Genomic DNA, 16,866 nt, shown 5'->3' on the forward strand with positions numbered 1-16,866 from the left:
TTCCAAAGCCTAACGACGGCGCGGCTTCAGCCCCTACCTAAGACACGCTAGGAAACGCGCGGGCCTTTTGTATAGGTCGCACATAAGGCGAGGAACCGCGTGTTTGCGTCTTCTTCGCCAATGGTCACTCTCACACCCTCATTGCCGAAGGCCCGCACAGCCAGGGCCTGCTGCTCCGCCAGAGCTGCAAATTCGGGGGTATTCCCGCCCAGGTCCAGCCAGACAAAGTTGCCCTGTGCCGACGGAATGGACCAGCCCAGGGCCTTCAGCCCTTCCACCACGCGGGTCCGTTCAGCAACCAGTCCTTGTATTCTTTCCACAACTTGGTCGTGGTGCCGCAGGGAGGCTACGGCAGCCTGTTCGGCAATCGTGGACACGGCGAACGGCACGGCTGCTACGCGGAGATGCTGGGTGATGGGAGCGTGCGACACGGAGTAGCCCACGCGCAGTCCGGCCAATCCTGCACCCTTGGAAAACGTCCGCAGCACCACCACGTTGGGGTGGCTGCGGTACATATCGATGCCGTTGACCGCGTCGTCGTCCCGCACGAAGTCCTCGTACGCTTCGTCGATCACCACGATCACGTTGGACGGAACCCGGCGGAGGAAATCCTCCACCTGGGCCGTGGTCAGTACCGGGCCGGTCGGGTTGTTGGGGGTGCACAGCAGAATCACCTTGGTCCGCTCGGTGACGGCTTCGGCCATGGCGTCCAGGTTGTGGGTGCCGTCGGCGTTCAGCGGCACCTGGACGCTTTCAGCACCGGCCAGGCCCACGCTGATGGGGTACGCCTCAAAGGAGCGCCATGGGTAGATGACCTCGTCTGCCGTGCCGTCCGGGTTTTGTCCGGCAAAGGTGGCGAGCAGCTGGTTCAGCGCTCCCAGGCTGCCGCCGCCCGTCACGATGTCTTCTGCGGGAACGTCCAGGAACGCGGAGAGCTCGTTGCGCAGCGCCGTAGAGAGCGGGTCGGGATAGCGGTTCACGGTTGCGGCGGTGCTTATCGCTTCCAGCACGGCGGGGAGCGGCGGGTACGGGTTCTCGTTGGAGGACAGCTTGTAGCTCTGGAGTCCTTCAACAGCCACCGGCGGCTTGCCTGCCGTGTATTGCGGCAGCTTCCCGATAACGGGCCGTGGGGTGATGCCGGGTACGGGAATTTCAGCTGCGTCGGTGTCATTCTCGGTAGTGGTCATGGCGTTAACAGTAATGGTCTCTTTTCTGCCAGCATGGGGGGCATGCTCTCTCTGTTGCTGCGGATTGTCCTGAACGCCGTTGCCCTCTGGGTGGCCGGGTGGCTTTTGCCAGGCCTGACGGTGAGTGCGCCCGCGGGGAGCATAAGCGGGGATCCGGCGATCGACACGGTGCTTGCGTATCTGTTTGTCGGCCTGATTTTCGGCGTGGTCAACGCTCTCGTCCGCCCTATAGCCCAGGGACTGACGCTGCCGTTGGCCATTCTGACGCTGGGGTTGTTCCGAGTGGTCATCAATGCCGCCATGCTTGAGCTCACCGCATGGCTCAGCAGCTACACCCCCATCCGGTTCGAGGTTGATTCCTTCTTCTGGACCGCCATTGCCGGTGCAGTTGTCATCAGCGTTGTGTCGCTGGTGTTGGATACGGTGACCGGGAGCCGCCGGCGGGAGCGGAACCGGAGCTAGCACCGTCGCGGCCCGGATGCGGAAGGCGTCTTACCTTCCAGCCCCCACGGGCGGGCGGTAGTCATCCTCTTGTTCCCGCACCGGCCCCGGCTGTACAACCCGCACAGGACGCTGCTGCCGCTCCGGGCGCTCCGGCAGTTTCTCCCGGGAGAGGCGGTAGAGGTGCCTCGTGGCCACGCTTCCGGCCGCAATAGCTGCGCCCAATGATTCCAAGGAGGCCTTCAGGGAGGCGTCGTCGCTGGCATCTGCGCGTGCGGCACCCTCCCGGTAATTGTCCAGCCGGTGCGCGGGCCCCAGACCGGCGTCCTCGCCCTCGGGTGTGGCCACGGGGTTGGTCAGTGTCATGGTGACCCGGTCCGGCGTATCGGGGTTCTGTCTTCCGTCGATTGCGGATACCCAGTCCTGCACATGCTCCAGGTGCAGTGCCGGCACTCCGGGAGGGAGATCGGTAGCGCCGGTCGGGCTGCCGGCCGTCAGCAGGAACGCCACGTCGTAGTCACTTTCGGCCGCCAGATTCCCGGCTACATGAGTGGCGTGGTCCCCGCCCTGGCTGTAGCCGGACAGAATGACCGCATCCCCCGCTTCGGCCCCGGCCCGCCGCAGCGCCTCCGCCACTCCTGCTGTGACATATCGGCTGTCTTCGACGGTGGGTTCCAGAACACCCAGGAAATCGAACACGTTCTCGCTTCCCTCCGAAATGCCGACACCCTGGGTCCCCGGGAGCGTGACAACGAACGCCGGCTTTCCGTCTGTCCCCACAGCCTCGATCACTTCAATTACTCCCGGGTCGTTTTCCCGCTTCAACACTTCCGACCGTCCGAGGACCCAGGCGGCGGTTCCTTCCACCTGAAGCTTTTCCGGCTCTCCGGGAAGGGTCGTTACCTCTACCGGGCGCAGCTTGCCCAAACCCGCCGCGGTTATCAGGCCCAGTACGGAGCGCATTGCTATCTCGGAGGTCGGATAGGCAAGGCCCTCTTCGGCCTGGCGGCGAGTAGGAAATCCTTCTGCCCGGGGGTACGGTCCGGGTGCAATCCAAGGATTCACGGGATAGGGGCCAACGGGAGGAAGCCGTGCCTCAACGCGCCCTTCGACTTCCGCGTAGGCTCGGGCGCTCCCGCGCACCCCGTCCGCAATTTCATCGACGGCGGCAGCCAACGTCCTGAGGATGTGCCCCGCTTCCATGATCCGCGACCTGATCCGGTCAGCCGACGCCGAACCGCCGCCGAACGCACCAACGGCCAGCCAAAGCTCCGTCACCCTCTCCTCGAGTTGCCGCACACGGCCCGTTGTCGATTCCAGCCTGCCCGCGACCCGGACCAGGTCCTCGTACTGGACCAGGAGCCCGGCGGCCCCTCCCCTCACCTCGTACATCCCCCGGTCTCCGGCCCCCTGCTCCGTCATGGTCAGCTCCCCGCCGCCAACATGAGCGGATCCTGCTGCAGCTCAACGGCAGCTGACCGCAGCTGCGACGAGACATCGAAAAACCGCTCCGCTGCAGTCAGGACTTTGCGCCGGAAAGCATTGGCGGCGCGTGACTCCCATTGGATCATTGCTGCCTCTGCGACCTCCCGTTCCAGCTCGTCGGTTTCTGCTGCAAACGCCAGAAGCAACCGTTCCGTCTCTTGCGCATACGCTGCCGCTGCCATTTGGTCCACCACTACCTCCCGTGGGTGACGAATCATCTACGCTGTGCTTCCCGGTCCTGTCCCCGCCCGGAGTAGGCCACGATCAGGAACCCCGGCGAACCGCCGGTGGGGACCGGATCAAGAACGATGCCGTGGCGTCAAGGTTCCCGGACGGCCGGCCGAAGGACGGGCATCACCTCCCCGCCGGTGGACACAGCCCGCACCCGCACCGCCCGAAGCTTGCCTGTGGAGGAAAACCCTGCTCCCGGGAGAACGCGGCGGAACAGCAGGACCTGCAAAACAGCCAGCCGGAAAGTCACACAGCGGCAGCACCCCGGCGGCATGAAAGAATTACTGCATGGCCGAATCCGAACCCCGTGTCTCCCTTGCCTCCGTGACTCCCGCTATCGCCCTGGGCCCGTTGGACGGCCGCTACCGCAGCGCCACCGCGCCGCTGGTGGACTACCTGTCCGAAGCCGCCCTGAACCGGGACCGGACGCATGTGGAGGTGGAATGGCTGATTCACCTGACCTCCAACGCCGTCCTGCCCGGCACTGCTCCGCTTACGGAAGACCAGCAGCACCAGCTGCGGGCCATCGTCTCGGGCTTCGACGGCGACTCCGTGGCCGAGCTGGGCGAAATTGAAAAGCGCACCGTGCACGACGTCAAGGCCGTCGAGTACTACATTGCCGATCGGCTTCCGGCCCTCGGTCTCGAGAACCTGAAGAGCCTCGTGCACTTCGGCTGCACGTCCGAAGACATCAACAACCTCTCCTACGCACTGGGCATCAAGGGCGCCGTCGAAAACGTCTGGCTGCCCGCCGCGCAGAAGCTGGTGGACCAGATCGCCGCCATGGCCGAGGACACCCGTGCTGTGCCCATGCTGTCCCGGACGCACGGCCAGCCCGCCACCCCCACCACGCTCGGCAAGGAACTGGCCGTCACCGTCCACCGGCTCTCGCGCCAGCTGCGCCGCATCCGCAGCACGGAGTTCCTCGGCAAGATCAACGGCGCCACCGGCACCTACGCAGCCCACTACGCAGCCGCCCCGCAAGCAGACTGGCAGCAGGTGGCGCGCAGCTTTGTCGAAGGCCTCGGCCTGGCCTGGAACCCGCTGACCACGCAGATTGAATCGCACGACTGGCAGGCCGAGCTTTACGCCGACATCGCCCGCTTCAACCGCATCCTGCACAACTTCTGCACGGATGTGTGGAGCTACATCTCCATTGGCTACTTCGCGCAGGTCCCGGTGGAGGGTGCCACCGGCTCCTCAACCATGCCGCACAAGGTCAACCCGATCCGCTTCGAGAATGCCGAAGCGAACCTGGAGATCTCCAACGGCCTGCTGGACACGCTGGCTTCCACTTTGGTCACCTCCCGCTGGCAGCGCGACCTCACCGACTCCTCCTCGCAGCGCAACATCGGCGTGGCCTTCGGACACTCGGTCCTCGCCATTTCCAACGTGGCCAAGGGACTCGAGCGCCTGCACGTGGCCGAGCAGGTCCTCGAGCAGGATCTGGATGCCAACTGGGAGGTGCTCGGTGAAGCCATCCAGATGGTGATGCGCGCCGAAGCCGTCGCCGGAACCGAAGGCATGGAAAACCCCTACGAACGGCTGAAGGACCTCACCCGCGGCCACCGCGTGGACGCCGAACGGATGAAGGAATTCATTGCCGGCCTCGGCCTTCCGGCAGACGCGGCAGCCCGTCTGCAGGCTCTCACCCCGGCGAAGTACACCGGCATCGCGGACACCCTGGTGGACCACCTCAAGTACGCTGCCGCTTAAAACCAAACGACGACGGCGGGAGCCGGGCATGCAGCCCGGCCTCCCGCCGTCGTCGTCTTCGCCTTGGTGCTGCCCGCCGAAGCGGACGCGGGACCGCTAGTCCGCTGCGGCGAGCTGGCCGCAGGCGCCGTCGATCTCCTTGCCGCGGGTGTCGCGGATGGTGGTGGGGATGCCGGCGTCGATCAGGTGGTTGATGAACTCCTGCATGACCTCCGGCTCCGGCGACGTCCAGATGGAACCGGGCGTGGGGTTCAGCGGAATGGGGTTCACGTGCACCCAGCCGCGGCCGCGGGCATTGAGCTTCTTGGCGAGCAGGTCCGCACGCCAGGCGTGGTCGTTCATGTCCTTGATCAGCGCGTACTCGATGGAGACGCGGCGGCCGGTGACGCGGTAGTAGTTGTACGCGGCGTCCAGCGCCTCGTCCACCTTCCACCGGCTGTTGACCGGGATCAGCTCGTCACGAAGTTCGTCGTCCGGGGCGTGCAGGCTCAGGGCGAAGGTGACCGGGATGTTTTCCTCGGCCAGCTTCTTGATGGCCGGCACCAGGCCCACGGTGGAAACGGTGATGTTGCGGGCGCTCATGCCCAGGCCTTCGGGAACCTCGGCGGCCATCCGGTGAACGGCATTCATCACGCGCTTGTAGTTGGCCAGCGGCTCGCCCATGCCCATAAAGACAATGTTGGTGACACGCTCGGCGTCGTGGCCGCCGTCGCGCCGCTTGCCGCCGAGGCCGCCCTCCTTGATCACCCGGTTGGCCTGGACAATCTGGTCCAGGATTTCCGCGGTGGACATGTTGCGGGTCAGGCCGGCCTGACCGGTGGCGCAGAACGGGCAGTTCATGCCGCAGCCGCACTGGCTGGACACGCACAGGGTGATCCGGCCGGGGTAGCGCATCAGCACGGACTCCACGAGGGAGCCGTCGAACAGCCGCCACAGGAACTTGATCGTGTCGCCATTGTCTGTGGTCAGGCGTTTGATCTCGGTGAGCAGCGTCGGGAACATCTCGCCCACAAGCTCGTCGCGGCGCTCCTTGGGGAGGTCGCTCATGGCTTCCGGATCGGTGGTGTAGTGCTGGAAGTAGTGCACCGACAGCTGCTTCGCGCGGAACGCGGGCAGGCCCATGGACTTGAGCTTCTCCTGGCGTTCGGCCAGCGACATATCGGCCAGATGGGCCGGCGGCTGGGACACGCGCGGCGACTTGAACTGCAGCAGCGGGCGGCCGTCGGGCTCCTTGGCCTGTTCCCAACCCTCCGTGGCGGGGCGGACCTGCGGTCCGGTGGCGGTGGGAACCGAGCGGACACGGCGCTGCTCGGACTTTTTGGCGGGGGAAGAATCGACAGTTGACATCGCTACTATTCTCGCACGATTCGCATATCCGGAACATTCCTTTTGCCGGGACGGCACACTGCCGAAACACGGGCGAAACCCCGCACTCCTAGCGTGGAAGCACCACCCCTGGCCGCTGGAGGCAGCATGTCGGATTTGCGACCCTTTTCCGGATTCCGTCCCTACTCAACCCCGCACCTGCGCATCCGCGAAGTGCCCTGGAGCAACCCCGTAGGCGCCGACCTGCGCGAAGCCCAGCAGGCCGAACTGGATGCCCGGTACGGCACCGCGGAACATGATCCCAACCCGCCGCGCGCCGCCGATGCGGCGGTCTTCCTCATCGCTTACGAGCGCAGCACCGGCCAGCCGCTGGGCTGCGGCGGGCTGCGGCGGCTGGATACGACGACGGCGGAGATCAAGCGCGTGTATGTCCTGCCCTATGCGCGCGGGTCAGGAGTGGCGACGGCGGTCCTCGGGGCGTTGGAGGCACGTGCGAAGCAGATGGGATTCGCTGCCCTGATGGCCGAAGCGGGCTCGGCCCAGCCGGACGGACACCGGTTCTACGAAAATGCCGGCTACCGGGTGGTGCCGAACTTCGGCCCCTACATCATGGCCGACGGGTCCACGTGCTACTCCAAAACCATCGGAGCTGCACTGGAGCACCGGCTTTAGCAGCCCGCCGGAAGCGGGCTGCTAAAGCCGGCGGACTGCCGCCTAGTAGTTAATCCGCGTGGCAGCCGCGGTCCAGGCATTGAACGGAGTCAGCGCGGGAGTGCCGTCAACGGTCTGCTGGGTGACCTGCATGGAGCGCTGCTCCAACGGTGTCTCGAAGTACTCGTAGAAGGCGGCGTCGTCGAACCCCGCGCTGGCGGCGTCGTGCCGGTCGGCAGCGAAGACCACCCGCTCCACACGCGCCCACAGCGAGGACGCCAGACACATGGGGCACGGTTCGCAGCTGGTGTAGAGGACGGCACCCGAGAGGTCGAAGGTGCCCAGGGCTGCGCAGGCGTTGCGGATGGCGGTGACTTCGGCGTGCGCGGTCGGATCGTTGTTCGCGGTCACGCGGTTCACGCCCTCAAATACGGCACCTTCCGCCGTGACGACGACGGCGCCGAACGGGCCGCCGTCCATGGCCACGTTCTCGGTGGCCAGGCGGATGGCCTGGGCCAGGTAAACATCGTCCGAAGTACTGCTCATTGGCTTCTCCCTTGGTGTGGTGCCAGGTAGATAACCGGAAGTGTCCGGCCCGCCTTCGCAGCTGTGAGATTAGCAGTTATTGCCGGGCGGACGCATAGAGGCAGGACACATTCCGCGGCGCTGCAGACACAGGCCGCAACCTTCCCGCTACCCGTTGTCAGCGGCGGCGGGCAGTGGGAACGTGAAGAAACAGTCCGATACCTACCCGTACGCATATTCCCCGCGGGCCCTCCGCCACGATGCGCGCCCGCGGACCTCCTGGAAGGACCCGTCATGGAACGCATGATTTTCCCCAACCTCCCCGTGGCCGACCTGCCCGCCGCGGAAAACTTCTACCTGGGTCTCGGTTTCACCAAGAACCCGCAGTTCAGCGACGATCGCACCACCGCCATTGTCGTCTCGGACAGCATTGTGGTGATGCTGCTCCAGCAGGACTATTACCAGGAGTTCCTGCCCAAGGGAGACACTCCGCACCTTGCTTCCGCCGGCAAGGAAGTGCTGAACGGCATCAGCTGCGACAGCAGGGAGGAAGTGGACCGTTTCCTGGCTGCCTGCACCTCCGGCGGCGGTGCCCTCTACGCTCCGGCAGAGGAACGTATGCCCGGAATGTACAGCGGCTCGGCCACCGACCCGGACGGACACGTCTGGGAGTTCATGTGGATGGATCCCGCGAATGTTGAGCCGCCCGAGCGGACCTTCGAGGTGTCCTCCAACGCCACGGTCCAGGAGCAGAACTCAGCGCTGTGACCGGGCCCCGGCGCGGCCAGGCCCGGCCACAGCGTGGCCCGCTTACTTGACTGCGCCCATGGACAGGCCGCGGACCAGTTGCTTTTGCGCCACCCAGCCCGCGATGACGACCGGCAGCGACGCCAGCACCGACGCCGCGGAGAGCTGCGCCAGGAACAGGCCTTCGCTGGTCATCTGCGACACCAGGAAGACCGGAACCGTAGCCGATTGGCCGGCGGTGAGGATCAGGGCGAAGAAGAACTCGTTCCAGGCGAAGATCACGCAGATCAAGGCGGTCGCTGCCAGCCCGGGAGCCACCATGGGCATCAGGACCCGCCACAGGGTCTTCATCAACCCGGCACCGTCCATCTGCGCCGCTTCCAGCACCTCCCCGGGCACCTCGAGGAAGAACGAGCGCATCATCCACACAGCGATGGGCAGGTTCATGGAGGTATAGAGGACCACCAGCGTCCACACATTGTCCAGTACCTTCAGCTGCCCGGCAATGACGTAAATCGGCATAATCACAGCCACGACAGGCAGCATGCGGGTGGAGATGAAGAAGAACAGCACGTCGGAGGTTTTCTTCACCGGGCGGATGCTCAGGGCATAGGAAGCCGGCACCGCAAGAAGAATCACCAGGATGGTGGAGACGCCGGTGGCTATCGCCGAATTGGCGAAGTAGCTTCCGGCACCGCTGCCCAGCACCGCACGGTATTGGTCCAGCGTGGGCGCGAAGAAGAACACCGGCGGATCGGATGCCGCGGCGGACTCCTGCTTAAAGGAGGTCAGCACCATCCAGAGCACCGGCGAGAAGAAGATCAGCGCCAATACCCAGGTGACCGTGGTGAGGATGGGCCCGGAGTTAAACCTTCGATCCGGTTTCCGGATGGTCTTTGGGGTCGAGGGAGTCTTCTTCCCGGCGGGAGTAGGTGCAGCAGTCTGGGTAGCCACGTCGTCAGTCCTTTACGTCGAAGCTCTTGAAGATCAGTCGCAGGGCCAGGGTGGCCACAATGATGGTGGCGATGACCACCACCACGCCCATCGCGGCTGCCTGGCCGATATCGAAGCCGAGGAAGGCCCGCTGATAGATGTAGAACGGGAGGTTGGCACTGGCCGTCCCGGGCCCGCCGGCGGTCATCAGGTAGATCTGGTCGAAGGTATTTACGACGTAGATGGCTCCGAGCAGGATCCCGAGCTCTATGTAGCGGCGCAGCTGCGGCAGCGTCACCGAGATAAAGGTCCGCCACCACCCCGCTCCGTCCACCTGGGCCGCTTCCAGCACGTCCTTGGACTGCGCCTGCAGTCCGGACAGGACCAGCAGCATCATGAACGGGGTCCATTGCCACACCAGCGCCATGAGGATGGACACGATGGGGTGCTGCGAGGTCCAGTCCACCGGAGGGATCCCCACCAGTCCGATGACCCAGTTCAACAGGCCGTAACTGGGGTTGAGGATGGAGATGGACCACAGCAGGGAGCTGGCCACGGGCATGATCAGGAACGGGGTGATCAGCAGGGTCCGCACCACTCCCCTGCCGGCGAAACTGCGGTCCAGCAGCAGGGCGAAAATGATGCCCAGCAGCATCGCGAAGAACACACAGGCCAGGGTGAACAGAACACTGTTCAGCGCCGCCCCGCGGAAGGTCGAGTCGGAAAAGATATCAACATAGTTTCCGAGCCCGACGAACTGGTTGCCCTCCGGCCGCAGCAGGTTCCAGTTCTGCAGCGAGTACCAGATGGTAAAGAGGAAAGGCACCTGCGTCACGATCAGAGTGAAGATCAGGGCCGGCAGCAGCGGCAGCCGCCGTCGCCAGCCCTCGGCAGAGGACATCCCCCCGCCCTGCCTTTCCGTAGCGGCCTTCCTGGCGCGGACCTGCTGCCGTTCTACCAAGGTGGACATTAACCGCCTCCGTCCTGGTAGCTTTCCGCCACCGTTTCGGCGTACCCCTGCGATTGCTCGAGGGCTTCCTGTACCGTCTGCTGCCCGGCGATGGCCGCCGAGATCTGCTGCGCCACACGGGTGCCCAGATCCTGGAACTCCGGGATGCCGACAAATTGGAGCCCGGTGTAGGGCACACCGTTCACCATGCTGCTTTCCTGGGACGCGCCGGCCATGGCATCCAGGGTCGGCTCGGCATAGGCCTCGGCAACCTCGGCGTATTCCGGGATCTCGTAGGTGGAAAGCCGACTGCCCGGCGGCACCCGTTCCCAGCCGATCTCCTCGCCCACCAGCTGGATGTATTCCTTATTGGTCATCCAGGAAACAAAGTCCCAGGCGGCGTCTTTAGACTCGCTGGTAGAGGGGATGGCCAGGGACCAGCTGTAGAGCCAGCCGGAGGACTCGGTTTCCTGGATGGGTGCCGGCGCGTACCCGCTTTTCCCGACGACGAGCGACGACGCCGGGTCCTCAATGGCGGAGACCATGGCCGTGGCGTCGTACCACATGGCCGTGTTGCCCTGGCTGTAAAGGGTCAGGCAGTCCCCGTAGCCGCTGGTGGCGGCGCCGGCCTGCCCGTAGTTCTGTACCAGGTCCACATAGTCGGTGACCGCCGCTTCCACTTCGGGTGCATCCAAGGTGGCATTCCAGTCCTCGTCGAACCAGCGGCCGCCGTAGGTATTGATCATGGTGCCCAGCGGTGCCATGACCTCGCCCCAGCCGGCCAGTCCGCGCAGGCAGACACCGGACATGTTGTTCTCCGGGTCATTGAGTGCTTCGGCGAATCCGCGGATGTCCTCCCAGGTGGGGTTTTCCGGCATGGTCAGACCGGCCTCGTCGAAGAGGTCCTGCCGGTAAACCAGGAAGGAGGATTCCCCGTAGAACGGAACGGAGTAAAGGTCCCCCTCGTAGCTCAGCGCCTCGCGGATGGTGGGGACGAAATCCTCGGGGTCATATCCCTCGGTGGAATCTGCGTATTCCTGAAGGTTGGTGATCCAGCCGTTTTCCGCCCACATCGGCGTTTCGTAATTGGAGATCATCACGACGTCGAATTCCCCGCCCTGGGTGGCGACGGAGGCCGTGATCTTGGCGCGGGCCTCGTTTTCGGGCAGTGATACAAAACTGACGTCCACGTCCGGATACTGGGCTTTGAATTCCTCCTGGAGAGTGATCGCGTCCTGCATCTGCGGATTGGAGACAATTGCTACGACAATTTCCTCTTTACCCTCCGCCTCCGTGCCTCCGCAGCCGGTCAGAACAAGGGCCGCGGCAGCCGCTGACGCCAAACCGGCATGTAGCCGCGATTGGCCAGGGCGGCGAGTCCGTCTGCTGTGTCGGAATCCCATCTGGTCACCTTTGCTCATTTGAGATACTGGTACCTCTCAGGTGAGCGTGAGACTACTTCTATCCACCGGTGCGGACAAGAAGTACCGCTGCGATACCTCTGGAAAACAGGTAAGCGGTCTATCAAAGGGCATTGTTGCCTGATTTCCCGGGATTTACAGCTGGAAGATACGCCGCCGGGGCTTCCTCAAAATCGGTAGGGGTTATTGCCCATCGGAGAACGTGCAGCGGGTTTCCATGACCACTTCCGCAGCTCCCTCGCCGGGTTCGGCGCTTATCCGGACCCCAATCGCGGAAACAGCCGCCAGTGAGGTGAGATGGGTGCCGCCGCAGGGAATGCTGACCGTGCCGTCCGGCAGCTCGCAGACCCACCGGCGCATGCCGGTAAGGAGTCCGGATTCCCGCTCGATGCGCACCTCGGCCCCGGATGCCACCCACTTGGCCAGTGTTGCGTTCACCCCTGCTTCCACGGCTGCCGGGTCCGCGAGCAGAGCATCCGGAAGGAAGCCCTTGCGGCGCAGGGACTTGCCCAACCGGTAAACATCCCGGGAGCCTCCGGGAAGGATGGTTGTCGTTTCAATCGCCAGGGCATCGAAATTCGGGCTGCCCGCGGCGTCGGCCTGCACGTCCTTTTTCCAGGCATCGGCCAGCTGCCGGTTCAGGGCCAGCGAGGCCAGATGGCAAGCGGTGTGCCCGGCCGAAAGCGCGGCCCGGTACTCACCGTCCACGCGGACCTCCACCCGCTCCCCGTCCGCAATGCCGGCGTCCCCGGGCACCACATGGACCACCAGGAACACCCAGCCCTCGGTGCCCTTGCGGACCGGAATTTCCGGGCCGAGGAACAGCGCGTCCCCGTCCGTGGCTCCTACTACGCAGTCGAGCACGGTCACCTTGCGGCCAGCCGCCGTCGTCAGTGTTGCCCGGTCCGGCCCCTGGTCCGGCCAACCGGCATCCACGGGATGCACGGGCGTGGCATCCAGCAGTACCGCCAACCGCCCGTCCGGGAGGGTTTCGACGTGCTGTACGGTTCCCGTTCCGGTCAACGCCCCGGCCGGATAAGTGACTGTGGTATCAGTTTTCGGCATGCTCACGCGGTCCAGCGTAGCGAATTCCGCCGCACTGAATGTGAGCACCGCCACTGGATTACACTGTGCGGCAGATCTGCGGTAAAGTCATAACCACGCCGCGGGGTGGAGCAGTTCGGTAGCTCGCTGGGCTCATAACCCAGAGGTCGCAAGTTCAAATCTTGCCCCCGCAACCAATAAGAAGATCCCGATCCGGAAACGGATCGGGATCTTTTTTGTCTTCCCGCCCTTAGCGCAGCAGCGGAACCTCAATCGCCAGTGGTTCAGCGGCGAAGAGTCCCGGTTGACGGCATCAATGGTTGTCTCCGCCACATCTGCTCCGGTAGGTTGCGAGAACAAACCGCGAGGGAGAGGTGTCCCACATCTCATGGAAGCCCGAATAACCCTGCAGGTGGACGGCGAGCCGCGCACCCTGACGGTGGATACCCGCACCACGGTCCTGGACGCGCTGCGCGACCGGTTGGACGTCACGAGTCCCAAGAAGGGCTGCGACCACGGCCAATGCGGTGCCTGCACAGTCCTCCTGGACGGGCGCCGCGCCAATTCCTGCCTCACCCTTGCCGTGGCCCACGACGGAGCCGAGGTCATCACGTCCGAGGGACTGGCCGGCGGCACGCCAGACGGCGAACTGCACCCGGTCCAGCGCGCCTTCCTGGAGCAGGACGCGTTCCAATGCGGTTACTGCACTCCCGGACAGATCTGTTCCGCCGCCGGCATCATCGAGGAAGCCGCCGCCGGGCACCCTTCCACGGCCACGGAAGATCTGCAGGCCGAGGGCGGCATAGACCTCAGCGATGCTGAAATCCGCGAGCGCATGAGCGGAAACCTGTGCCGCTGCGGGGCTTACGTAAATATTGTTGCCGCCGTCCGGCAGGCCGCCGAAGCAGCCGCGGCACGGCGGGGCGGAACGCCCGACCCGGAGGTTCCGGTAGTGGCGGACTCCCCCACCGCGGAATCCATGCCCGAGCACCCGGAGGAACGCGCATGATCCCGTTCGACTATCACCGCGCCGAGGACGTCGCGTCGGCTGTCGCCTTGGTGAGCAGCAACCCTGAGGCCGCTTTCCTGGCCGGGGGCACCAACCTGGTGGATCGGATGAAGCTCGGCGTCGCCCAACCCACCCTGCTGGTGGACATCTCCCGGCTGCCGCTGGACACGGTGGATGTGCAGGAGGACGGGCGGGTTCGGATCGGTACGAATGTGCGCAACGCGGACCTGGCGGCCAACACGGTCATCCGCAGCCGCTACCCCGCCCTGTCCCAGGCGCTGCTGGCCGGAGCCTCGGGCCAGTTGCGGAACCTGGCCACCACCGGCGGAAACCTGCTCCAGCGCACCCGCTGCGTGTACTTCCAGAACCCCACCACGCCCTGCAACAAGCGGGAGCCCGGCACCGGCTGCTCCGCCCTGGAGGGCTACACGCGGTACCACGCCATCCTCGGCGCCTCCGAGGACTGCGTCGCCACCCATCCGTCGGATATGGCGGTGGCGCTGGCCGCCCTGGATGCCGCCGTCGTCGTTAAGGGCCCCGCAGGCGAACGCGTACTCCCCGTGTCTGATTTGCACCGGCTGCCCGGTAACGAGCCGCAGAAGGACACGGTGCTTGACCACGGTGAGCTGATTACCGCCGTTGAACTCCCGCCGGCCCCGGCCCGGTCCGCGTACCGCAAGGTCCGCGACCGTGCGTCCTACGCTTTCGCCCTGGTTTCCGTGGCGGCGGCACTGGAGCTGGACGATGACGACACCGCCGTCCCGGTGATCCGGGATGTACGGATAGCGCTGGGCGGAGTGGCCCATAAACCCTGGCGGGCCCTCCAGGCCGAAGCGGTGCTCCGCGGGGCCGTAGCCACCGAGGCCAACTTCCGGGCCGCCGCGGATGCCGAGCTATTGCACGCCGAGACGCTCAACGGGAACGGTTTCAAGGTGCCCATGGTCCGGAACACCCTGGCCGCAGTGCTGCGGGACCTGACCGGCACCGCCGGGCCGGACGCCAGCGCGCCGGGGACAGACCATCCGGAAGGGCCCGCCGGCCCGGAGGACGCAGGCTGGGAGGACGTGAACTCATGAGCAAGCTGATGCCCGCGTCCGCCATCGGTACTCCGTTTGAACGGCTCGACGGCGAACTCAAGGTCCGGGGCACCGCCCCGTATGCCTACGAACAGCCGGTGGAGAACCCCGTCCACCTCTACCCCGTGCTTTCCACCGTTGCCCGCGGCCGGGTGGAGCGGGTGGAAACCGCGGAAGCGGAGGCCATCGACGGGGTGCTGACCATCCTTACGGCGGAGACCGCTCCCCGGCTGGCAGACAGCTCGGACCGGGAACTGGCGGTCCTGCAGGACGCCAGCGTGGGCTACCGGGGGCAGATAGTGGCCGCAGTACTGGCCGAAACGCCGGAAACCGCCCGGGAGGCAGCCGCTGCCGTGCAGGTGACTTACACGGAGGAGCCGTTCACCGCCCAGCTGCGCGCTGATGATCCTGCACTGTATGCCCCCGAGGAGCTGAACGCCGGCATCCCGACGGACAGCAGCCAGGGCGATTTTGACGGCGCCTTTGACACGGCCGCGCTGCGGATCAACGCGACGTATTCCACTCCGCCCGAACACAACAATCCGCTGGAGCCGCACGTCACGGTGGCGCAGTGGAACGGGACCGTCCTGACCCTCTGGGACTCGACGCAGGGGGTCCACGCGGTCAGGGACACGGTAGCGCAGGTGCTGGGCCTGGAAGAGGAGCAGGTCCGCGTCATCGCCCCGCACGTGGGCGGCGGCTTCGGGTCCAAAGGCATGCCGCACGTGCAGGTGGTGATGGCGGCCCTGGCCGCGCAGGTCACGGACGGACGGCCGGTGAAGTTCCCGGTCAGCCGGCAGCAGATGTACACGCTGACCAGCCACCGAACCCCTACCATCCAGCATGTCCGGCTGGGTGCGGCCGACGACGGCCGGCTCAGTGCCATGTCGCTGGACATCCTGGAACACACTTCCCGGATCAAGGAGTTCGCCGAGCAGACTCCGGCACCGTTCCGGATGATGTACGCCTCCCCTAACCGGCGGACCACCACGAGGCTGGCACCGCTGGATATTCCGGTGCCGTCCTGGATGCGTGCTCCCGGGGAATGCCCGGGCATGTTCGGACCCGAGGTGGCCATGGACGAGCTGGCGGCGGCGGCCGGCCTGGATCCGATCGAGCTGCGCCGGCGCAACGAACCGGAGGTTGACCCGGAAACCGGCAATCCGTTCTCCAGCCGGCATTTGCTGGAATGCTTCGACCTCGGTGCGGAGCGGTTTGGCTGGCAGAACCGGGTGGCCCGCCCACGCTCCGTTCAGGAGGACGGCTGGCTGGTGGGGATGGGAACCGCCAGCGCCGTGTATCCCTTTATGCGCCAGCCCGCGAACACGGCGCGGATCCGGTACGAGCAGGACGGCGTCTACTCGGTGCAGATCGGTGCCGCCGACATCGGCACGGGCAGCTGGACCGCCCTGACGCAGATCGCCGCCGATGCCCTGCGGGTGCCGGTGAACCGGATCCGGCTGGGCATCGGTGACACCCGGTTCCCGAAAGCCAGTGTGGCCGGCGGTTCCTCGGGGACGGCCAGCTGGGGCGGCACCATCATTGCCGCCGCCCGCGCCTTCCGGGAGGATCACGGCGAGCACCCCTCCCCCGGCGCCCAGACGGAAGCGCAGCCACCGGAAGACCCGGAGGCTGCGGACCTTGCCCTGTACTCCTTCGGTGCACACTTCGCCGAGGTCCGGATCCACGCGGACACCGGGGAGATCCGGGTCCCCCGGATGCTCGGGGTGTTTTCCGCGGGCCGGATCATCAACCCGCGCACGGCCCGGTCCCAGTTCCTCGGCGCCATGACCATGGGCCTGGGCATGGCACTGCACGAGCAGGGGGTGCTGGATCCGCGGTTCGGGATCTTCGTGAACTCCGACCTTGCGGAGTACCACATCCCCACCAACGCGGACGTGCTTGACATGGAGGCACTGTGGATCGAGGACCATGACGAGCATGCCGGACCGCTGGGCGCCCGCGGCATCGGAGAAATAGGGATTGTGGGCAGCGCCGCAGCCATTGCCAATGCCGCCTACAACGCCTCCGGCACCCGGATCCGGGACCTGCCGCTGACGGCGGACAAGTTCCTCACCTGACCCGGCGGCCCGCCTTAGCAAACTGACGCCTGCCGGGCCGGGAG

At 65.7% G+C, this 16,866-nt stretch carries 16 protein-coding genes and 1 tRNA gene; 8 read left to right on the top strand and 9 right to left on the bottom strand.

Features of this window, described 5'->3' with window-relative positions:
- Window positions 1–47: 47 nt before the first annotated feature.
- Entirely contained in the window at window positions 48–1,187 is a 1,140-nt protein-coding gene (locus N2K95_RS15495; RefSeq protein ID WP_260652276.1) for a histidinol-phosphate transaminase, read from the bottom strand.
- Window positions 1,188–1,229: 42 nt separating this feature from the next.
- Between N2K95_RS15495 and N2K95_RS15500 the strand changes: the two genes are divergently transcribed.
- Window positions 1,230–1,649: a phage holin family protein gene (locus tag N2K95_RS15500; RefSeq protein ID WP_260652277.1), complete on the top strand. Its 420-nt coding sequence runs from the start codon at window positions 1,230–1,232 to the stop codon at window positions 1,647–1,649.
- 30 nt (window positions 1,650–1,679) lie between these two features.
- Here the strand turns inward: N2K95_RS15500 and N2K95_RS15505 are convergent, their stop codons facing one another.
- Window positions 1,680–3,050, bottom strand: a complete 1,371-nt coding sequence (locus N2K95_RS15505; protein WP_260653861.1) for a WXG100 family type VII secretion target — start codon at window positions 3,048–3,050, stop codon at window positions 1,680–1,682.
- 2 nt (window positions 3,051–3,052) lie between these two features.
- Window positions 3,053–3,331, bottom strand: coding sequence for a hypothetical protein (locus tag N2K95_RS15510; RefSeq protein ID WP_260653862.1), 279 nt, complete (start codon window positions 3,329–3,331; stop codon window positions 3,053–3,055).
- 301 nt (window positions 3,332–3,632) lie between these two features.
- On the opposite strand from N2K95_RS15510, the gene purB reads away from it, so the two are divergent.
- On the top strand, window positions 3,633–5,060 hold the full coding sequence (purB, locus tag N2K95_RS15515) for an adenylosuccinate lyase (protein WP_260652278.1): 1,428 nt from the start codon (window positions 3,633–3,635) through the stop codon (window positions 5,058–5,060).
- Between the two features lie 96 nt (window positions 5,061–5,156).
- Here purB and rlmN read toward each other — a convergent pair whose 3' ends face one another.
- Entirely contained in the window at window positions 5,157–6,407 is a 1,251-nt protein-coding gene (gene rlmN / locus N2K95_RS15520) for a 23S rRNA (adenine(2503)-C(2))-methyltransferase RlmN (RefSeq protein WP_260652279.1), read from the bottom strand.
- A gap of 126 nt (window positions 6,408–6,533) precedes the next feature.
- Here rlmN and N2K95_RS15525 point away from each other — a divergent pair, with 126 nt between their 5' ends.
- Window positions 6,534–7,058, top strand: a complete 525-nt coding sequence (locus N2K95_RS15525; RefSeq protein WP_260652280.1) for a GNAT family N-acetyltransferase — start codon at window positions 6,534–6,536, stop codon at window positions 7,056–7,058.
- Window positions 7,059–7,100: 42 nt separating this feature from the next.
- Here N2K95_RS15525 and N2K95_RS15530 read toward each other — a convergent pair whose 3' ends face one another.
- Window positions 7,101–7,583 carry a nucleoside deaminase gene (locus N2K95_RS15530; protein ID WP_260652281.1) on the bottom strand — a complete coding sequence of 161 codons (483 nt, stop codon included), beginning with the start codon at window positions 7,581–7,583 and terminating at the stop codon, window positions 7,101–7,103.
- Window positions 7,584–7,856: 273 nt separating this feature from the next.
- Between N2K95_RS15530 and N2K95_RS15535 the strand changes: the two genes are divergently transcribed.
- Window positions 7,857–8,330 carry a VOC family protein gene (locus N2K95_RS15535; protein WP_260652282.1) on the top strand — a complete coding sequence of 158 codons (474 nt, stop codon included), beginning with the start codon at window positions 7,857–7,859 and terminating at the stop codon, window positions 8,328–8,330.
- Between the two features lie 42 nt (window positions 8,331–8,372).
- Here N2K95_RS15535 and N2K95_RS15540 read toward each other — a convergent pair whose 3' ends face one another.
- From N2K95_RS15540 to N2K95_RS15555, 4 genes are all read right to left on the bottom strand, one after another.
- On the bottom strand, window positions 8,373–9,200 hold the full coding sequence (locus tag N2K95_RS15540) for a carbohydrate ABC transporter permease (RefSeq protein WP_260653843.1): 828 nt from the start codon (window positions 9,198–9,200) through the stop codon (window positions 8,373–8,375).
- 67 nt (window positions 9,201–9,267) lie between these two features.
- Window positions 9,268–10,212 (bottom strand): carbohydrate ABC transporter permease, encoded by a 945-nt coding sequence (locus N2K95_RS15545; protein WP_255791195.1) that lies wholly within the window; start codon window positions 10,210–10,212, stop codon window positions 9,268–9,270.
- Window positions 10,212–11,534: an ABC transporter substrate-binding protein gene (locus N2K95_RS15550; protein ID WP_260652283.1), complete on the bottom strand. Its 1,323-nt coding sequence runs from the start codon at window positions 11,532–11,534 to the stop codon at window positions 10,212–10,214. Before N2K95_RS15550 ends, N2K95_RS15545 begins: the two co-directional genes overlap by 1 nt.
- A gap of 261 nt (window positions 11,535–11,795) precedes the next feature.
- A complete protein-coding gene (locus N2K95_RS15555) occupies window positions 11,796–12,677 on the bottom strand; it encodes an alanyl-tRNA editing protein (RefSeq protein ID WP_260653844.1) in 882 nt (293 codons plus the stop codon).
- Window positions 12,678–12,776: 99 nt separating this feature from the next.
- On the opposite strand from N2K95_RS15555, the gene N2K95_RS15560 reads away from it, so the two are divergent.
- The 4 genes from N2K95_RS15560 to N2K95_RS15575 all read left to right on the top strand — a co-directional run bounded on the left by N2K95_RS15560 (window position 12,777) and on the right by N2K95_RS15575 (window position 16,822).
- Window positions 12,777–12,853: transfer RNA gene (locus tag N2K95_RS15560), tRNA-Met, on the top strand.
- Between the two features lie 191 nt (window positions 12,854–13,044).
- On the top strand, window positions 13,045–13,665 hold the full coding sequence (locus tag N2K95_RS15565) for a (2Fe-2S)-binding protein (protein ID WP_260652284.1): 621 nt from the start codon (window positions 13,045–13,047) through the stop codon (window positions 13,663–13,665).
- The gene (locus N2K95_RS15570) at window positions 13,662–14,741 is read left to right on the top strand and encodes an FAD binding domain-containing protein (protein WP_260652285.1); all 1,080 of its coding nucleotides are present in this window, start codon (window positions 13,662–13,664) and stop codon (window positions 14,739–14,741) included. The genes N2K95_RS15565 and N2K95_RS15570 overlap by 4 nt, the downstream gene beginning before the upstream one ends.
- Window positions 14,738–16,822, top strand: coding sequence for a xanthine dehydrogenase family protein molybdopterin-binding subunit (locus tag N2K95_RS15575; protein WP_260652286.1), 2,085 nt, complete (start codon window positions 14,738–14,740; stop codon window positions 16,820–16,822). The genes N2K95_RS15570 and N2K95_RS15575 overlap by 4 nt, the downstream gene beginning before the upstream one ends.
- Window positions 16,823–16,866 lie beyond the last annotated feature (44 nt).

The sequence above is a fragment of the Arthrobacter zhaoxinii genome (assembly GCF_025244925.1).
In the GTDB taxonomy this organism is placed as follows: Bacteria; Actinomycetota; Actinomycetes; order Actinomycetales; family Micrococcaceae; genus Arthrobacter_B; species Arthrobacter_B zhaoxinii.

Bases quoted from the DNA above. Each gene is read 5' to 3' on its own strand.
- N2K95_RS15495 (WP_260652276.1), bottom strand. From the start codon at position 1,187: ATGACCACTACCGAGAATGACACCGACGCAGCTGAAATTCCCGTACCC.
- N2K95_RS15500 (WP_260652277.1), top strand. From the start codon at position 1,230: ATGCTCTCTCTGTTGCTGCGGATTGTCCTGAACGCCGTTGCCCTCTGG.
- N2K95_RS15505 (WP_260653861.1), bottom strand. From the start codon at position 3,050: ATGACGGAGCAGGGGGCCGGAGACCGGGGGATGTACGAGGTGAGGGGA.
- N2K95_RS15510 (WP_260653862.1), bottom strand. From the start codon at position 3,331: ATGATTCGTCACCCACGGGAGGTAGTGGTGGACCAAATGGCAGCGGCA.
- purB (WP_260652278.1), top strand. From the start codon at position 3,633: ATGGCCGAATCCGAACCCCGTGTCTCCCTTGCCTCCGTGACTCCCGCT.
- rlmN (WP_260652279.1), bottom strand. From the start codon at position 6,407: ATGTCAACTGTCGATTCTTCCCCCGCCAAAAAGTCCGAGCAGCGCCGT.
- N2K95_RS15525 (WP_260652280.1), top strand. From the start codon at position 6,534: ATGTCGGATTTGCGACCCTTTTCCGGATTCCGTCCCTACTCAACCCCG.
- N2K95_RS15530 (WP_260652281.1), bottom strand. From the start codon at position 7,583: ATGAGCAGTACTTCGGACGATGTTTACCTGGCCCAGGCCATCCGCCTG.
- N2K95_RS15535 (WP_260652282.1), top strand. From the start codon at position 7,857: ATGGAACGCATGATTTTCCCCAACCTCCCCGTGGCCGACCTGCCCGCC.
- N2K95_RS15545 (WP_255791195.1), bottom strand. From the start codon at position 10,212: ATGTCCACCTTGGTAGAACGGCAGCAGGTCCGCGCCAGGAAGGCCGCT.
- N2K95_RS15555 (WP_260653844.1), bottom strand. From the start codon at position 12,677: ATGCCGAAAACTGATACCACAGTCACTTATCCGGCCGGGGCGTTGACC.
- N2K95_RS15565 (WP_260652284.1), top strand. From the start codon at position 13,045: ATGGAAGCCCGAATAACCCTGCAGGTGGACGGCGAGCCGCGCACCCTG.
- N2K95_RS15570 (WP_260652285.1), top strand. From the start codon at position 13,662: ATGATCCCGTTCGACTATCACCGCGCCGAGGACGTCGCGTCGGCTGTC.
- N2K95_RS15575 (WP_260652286.1), top strand. From the start codon at position 14,738: ATGAGCAAGCTGATGCCCGCGTCCGCCATCGGTACTCCGTTTGAACGG.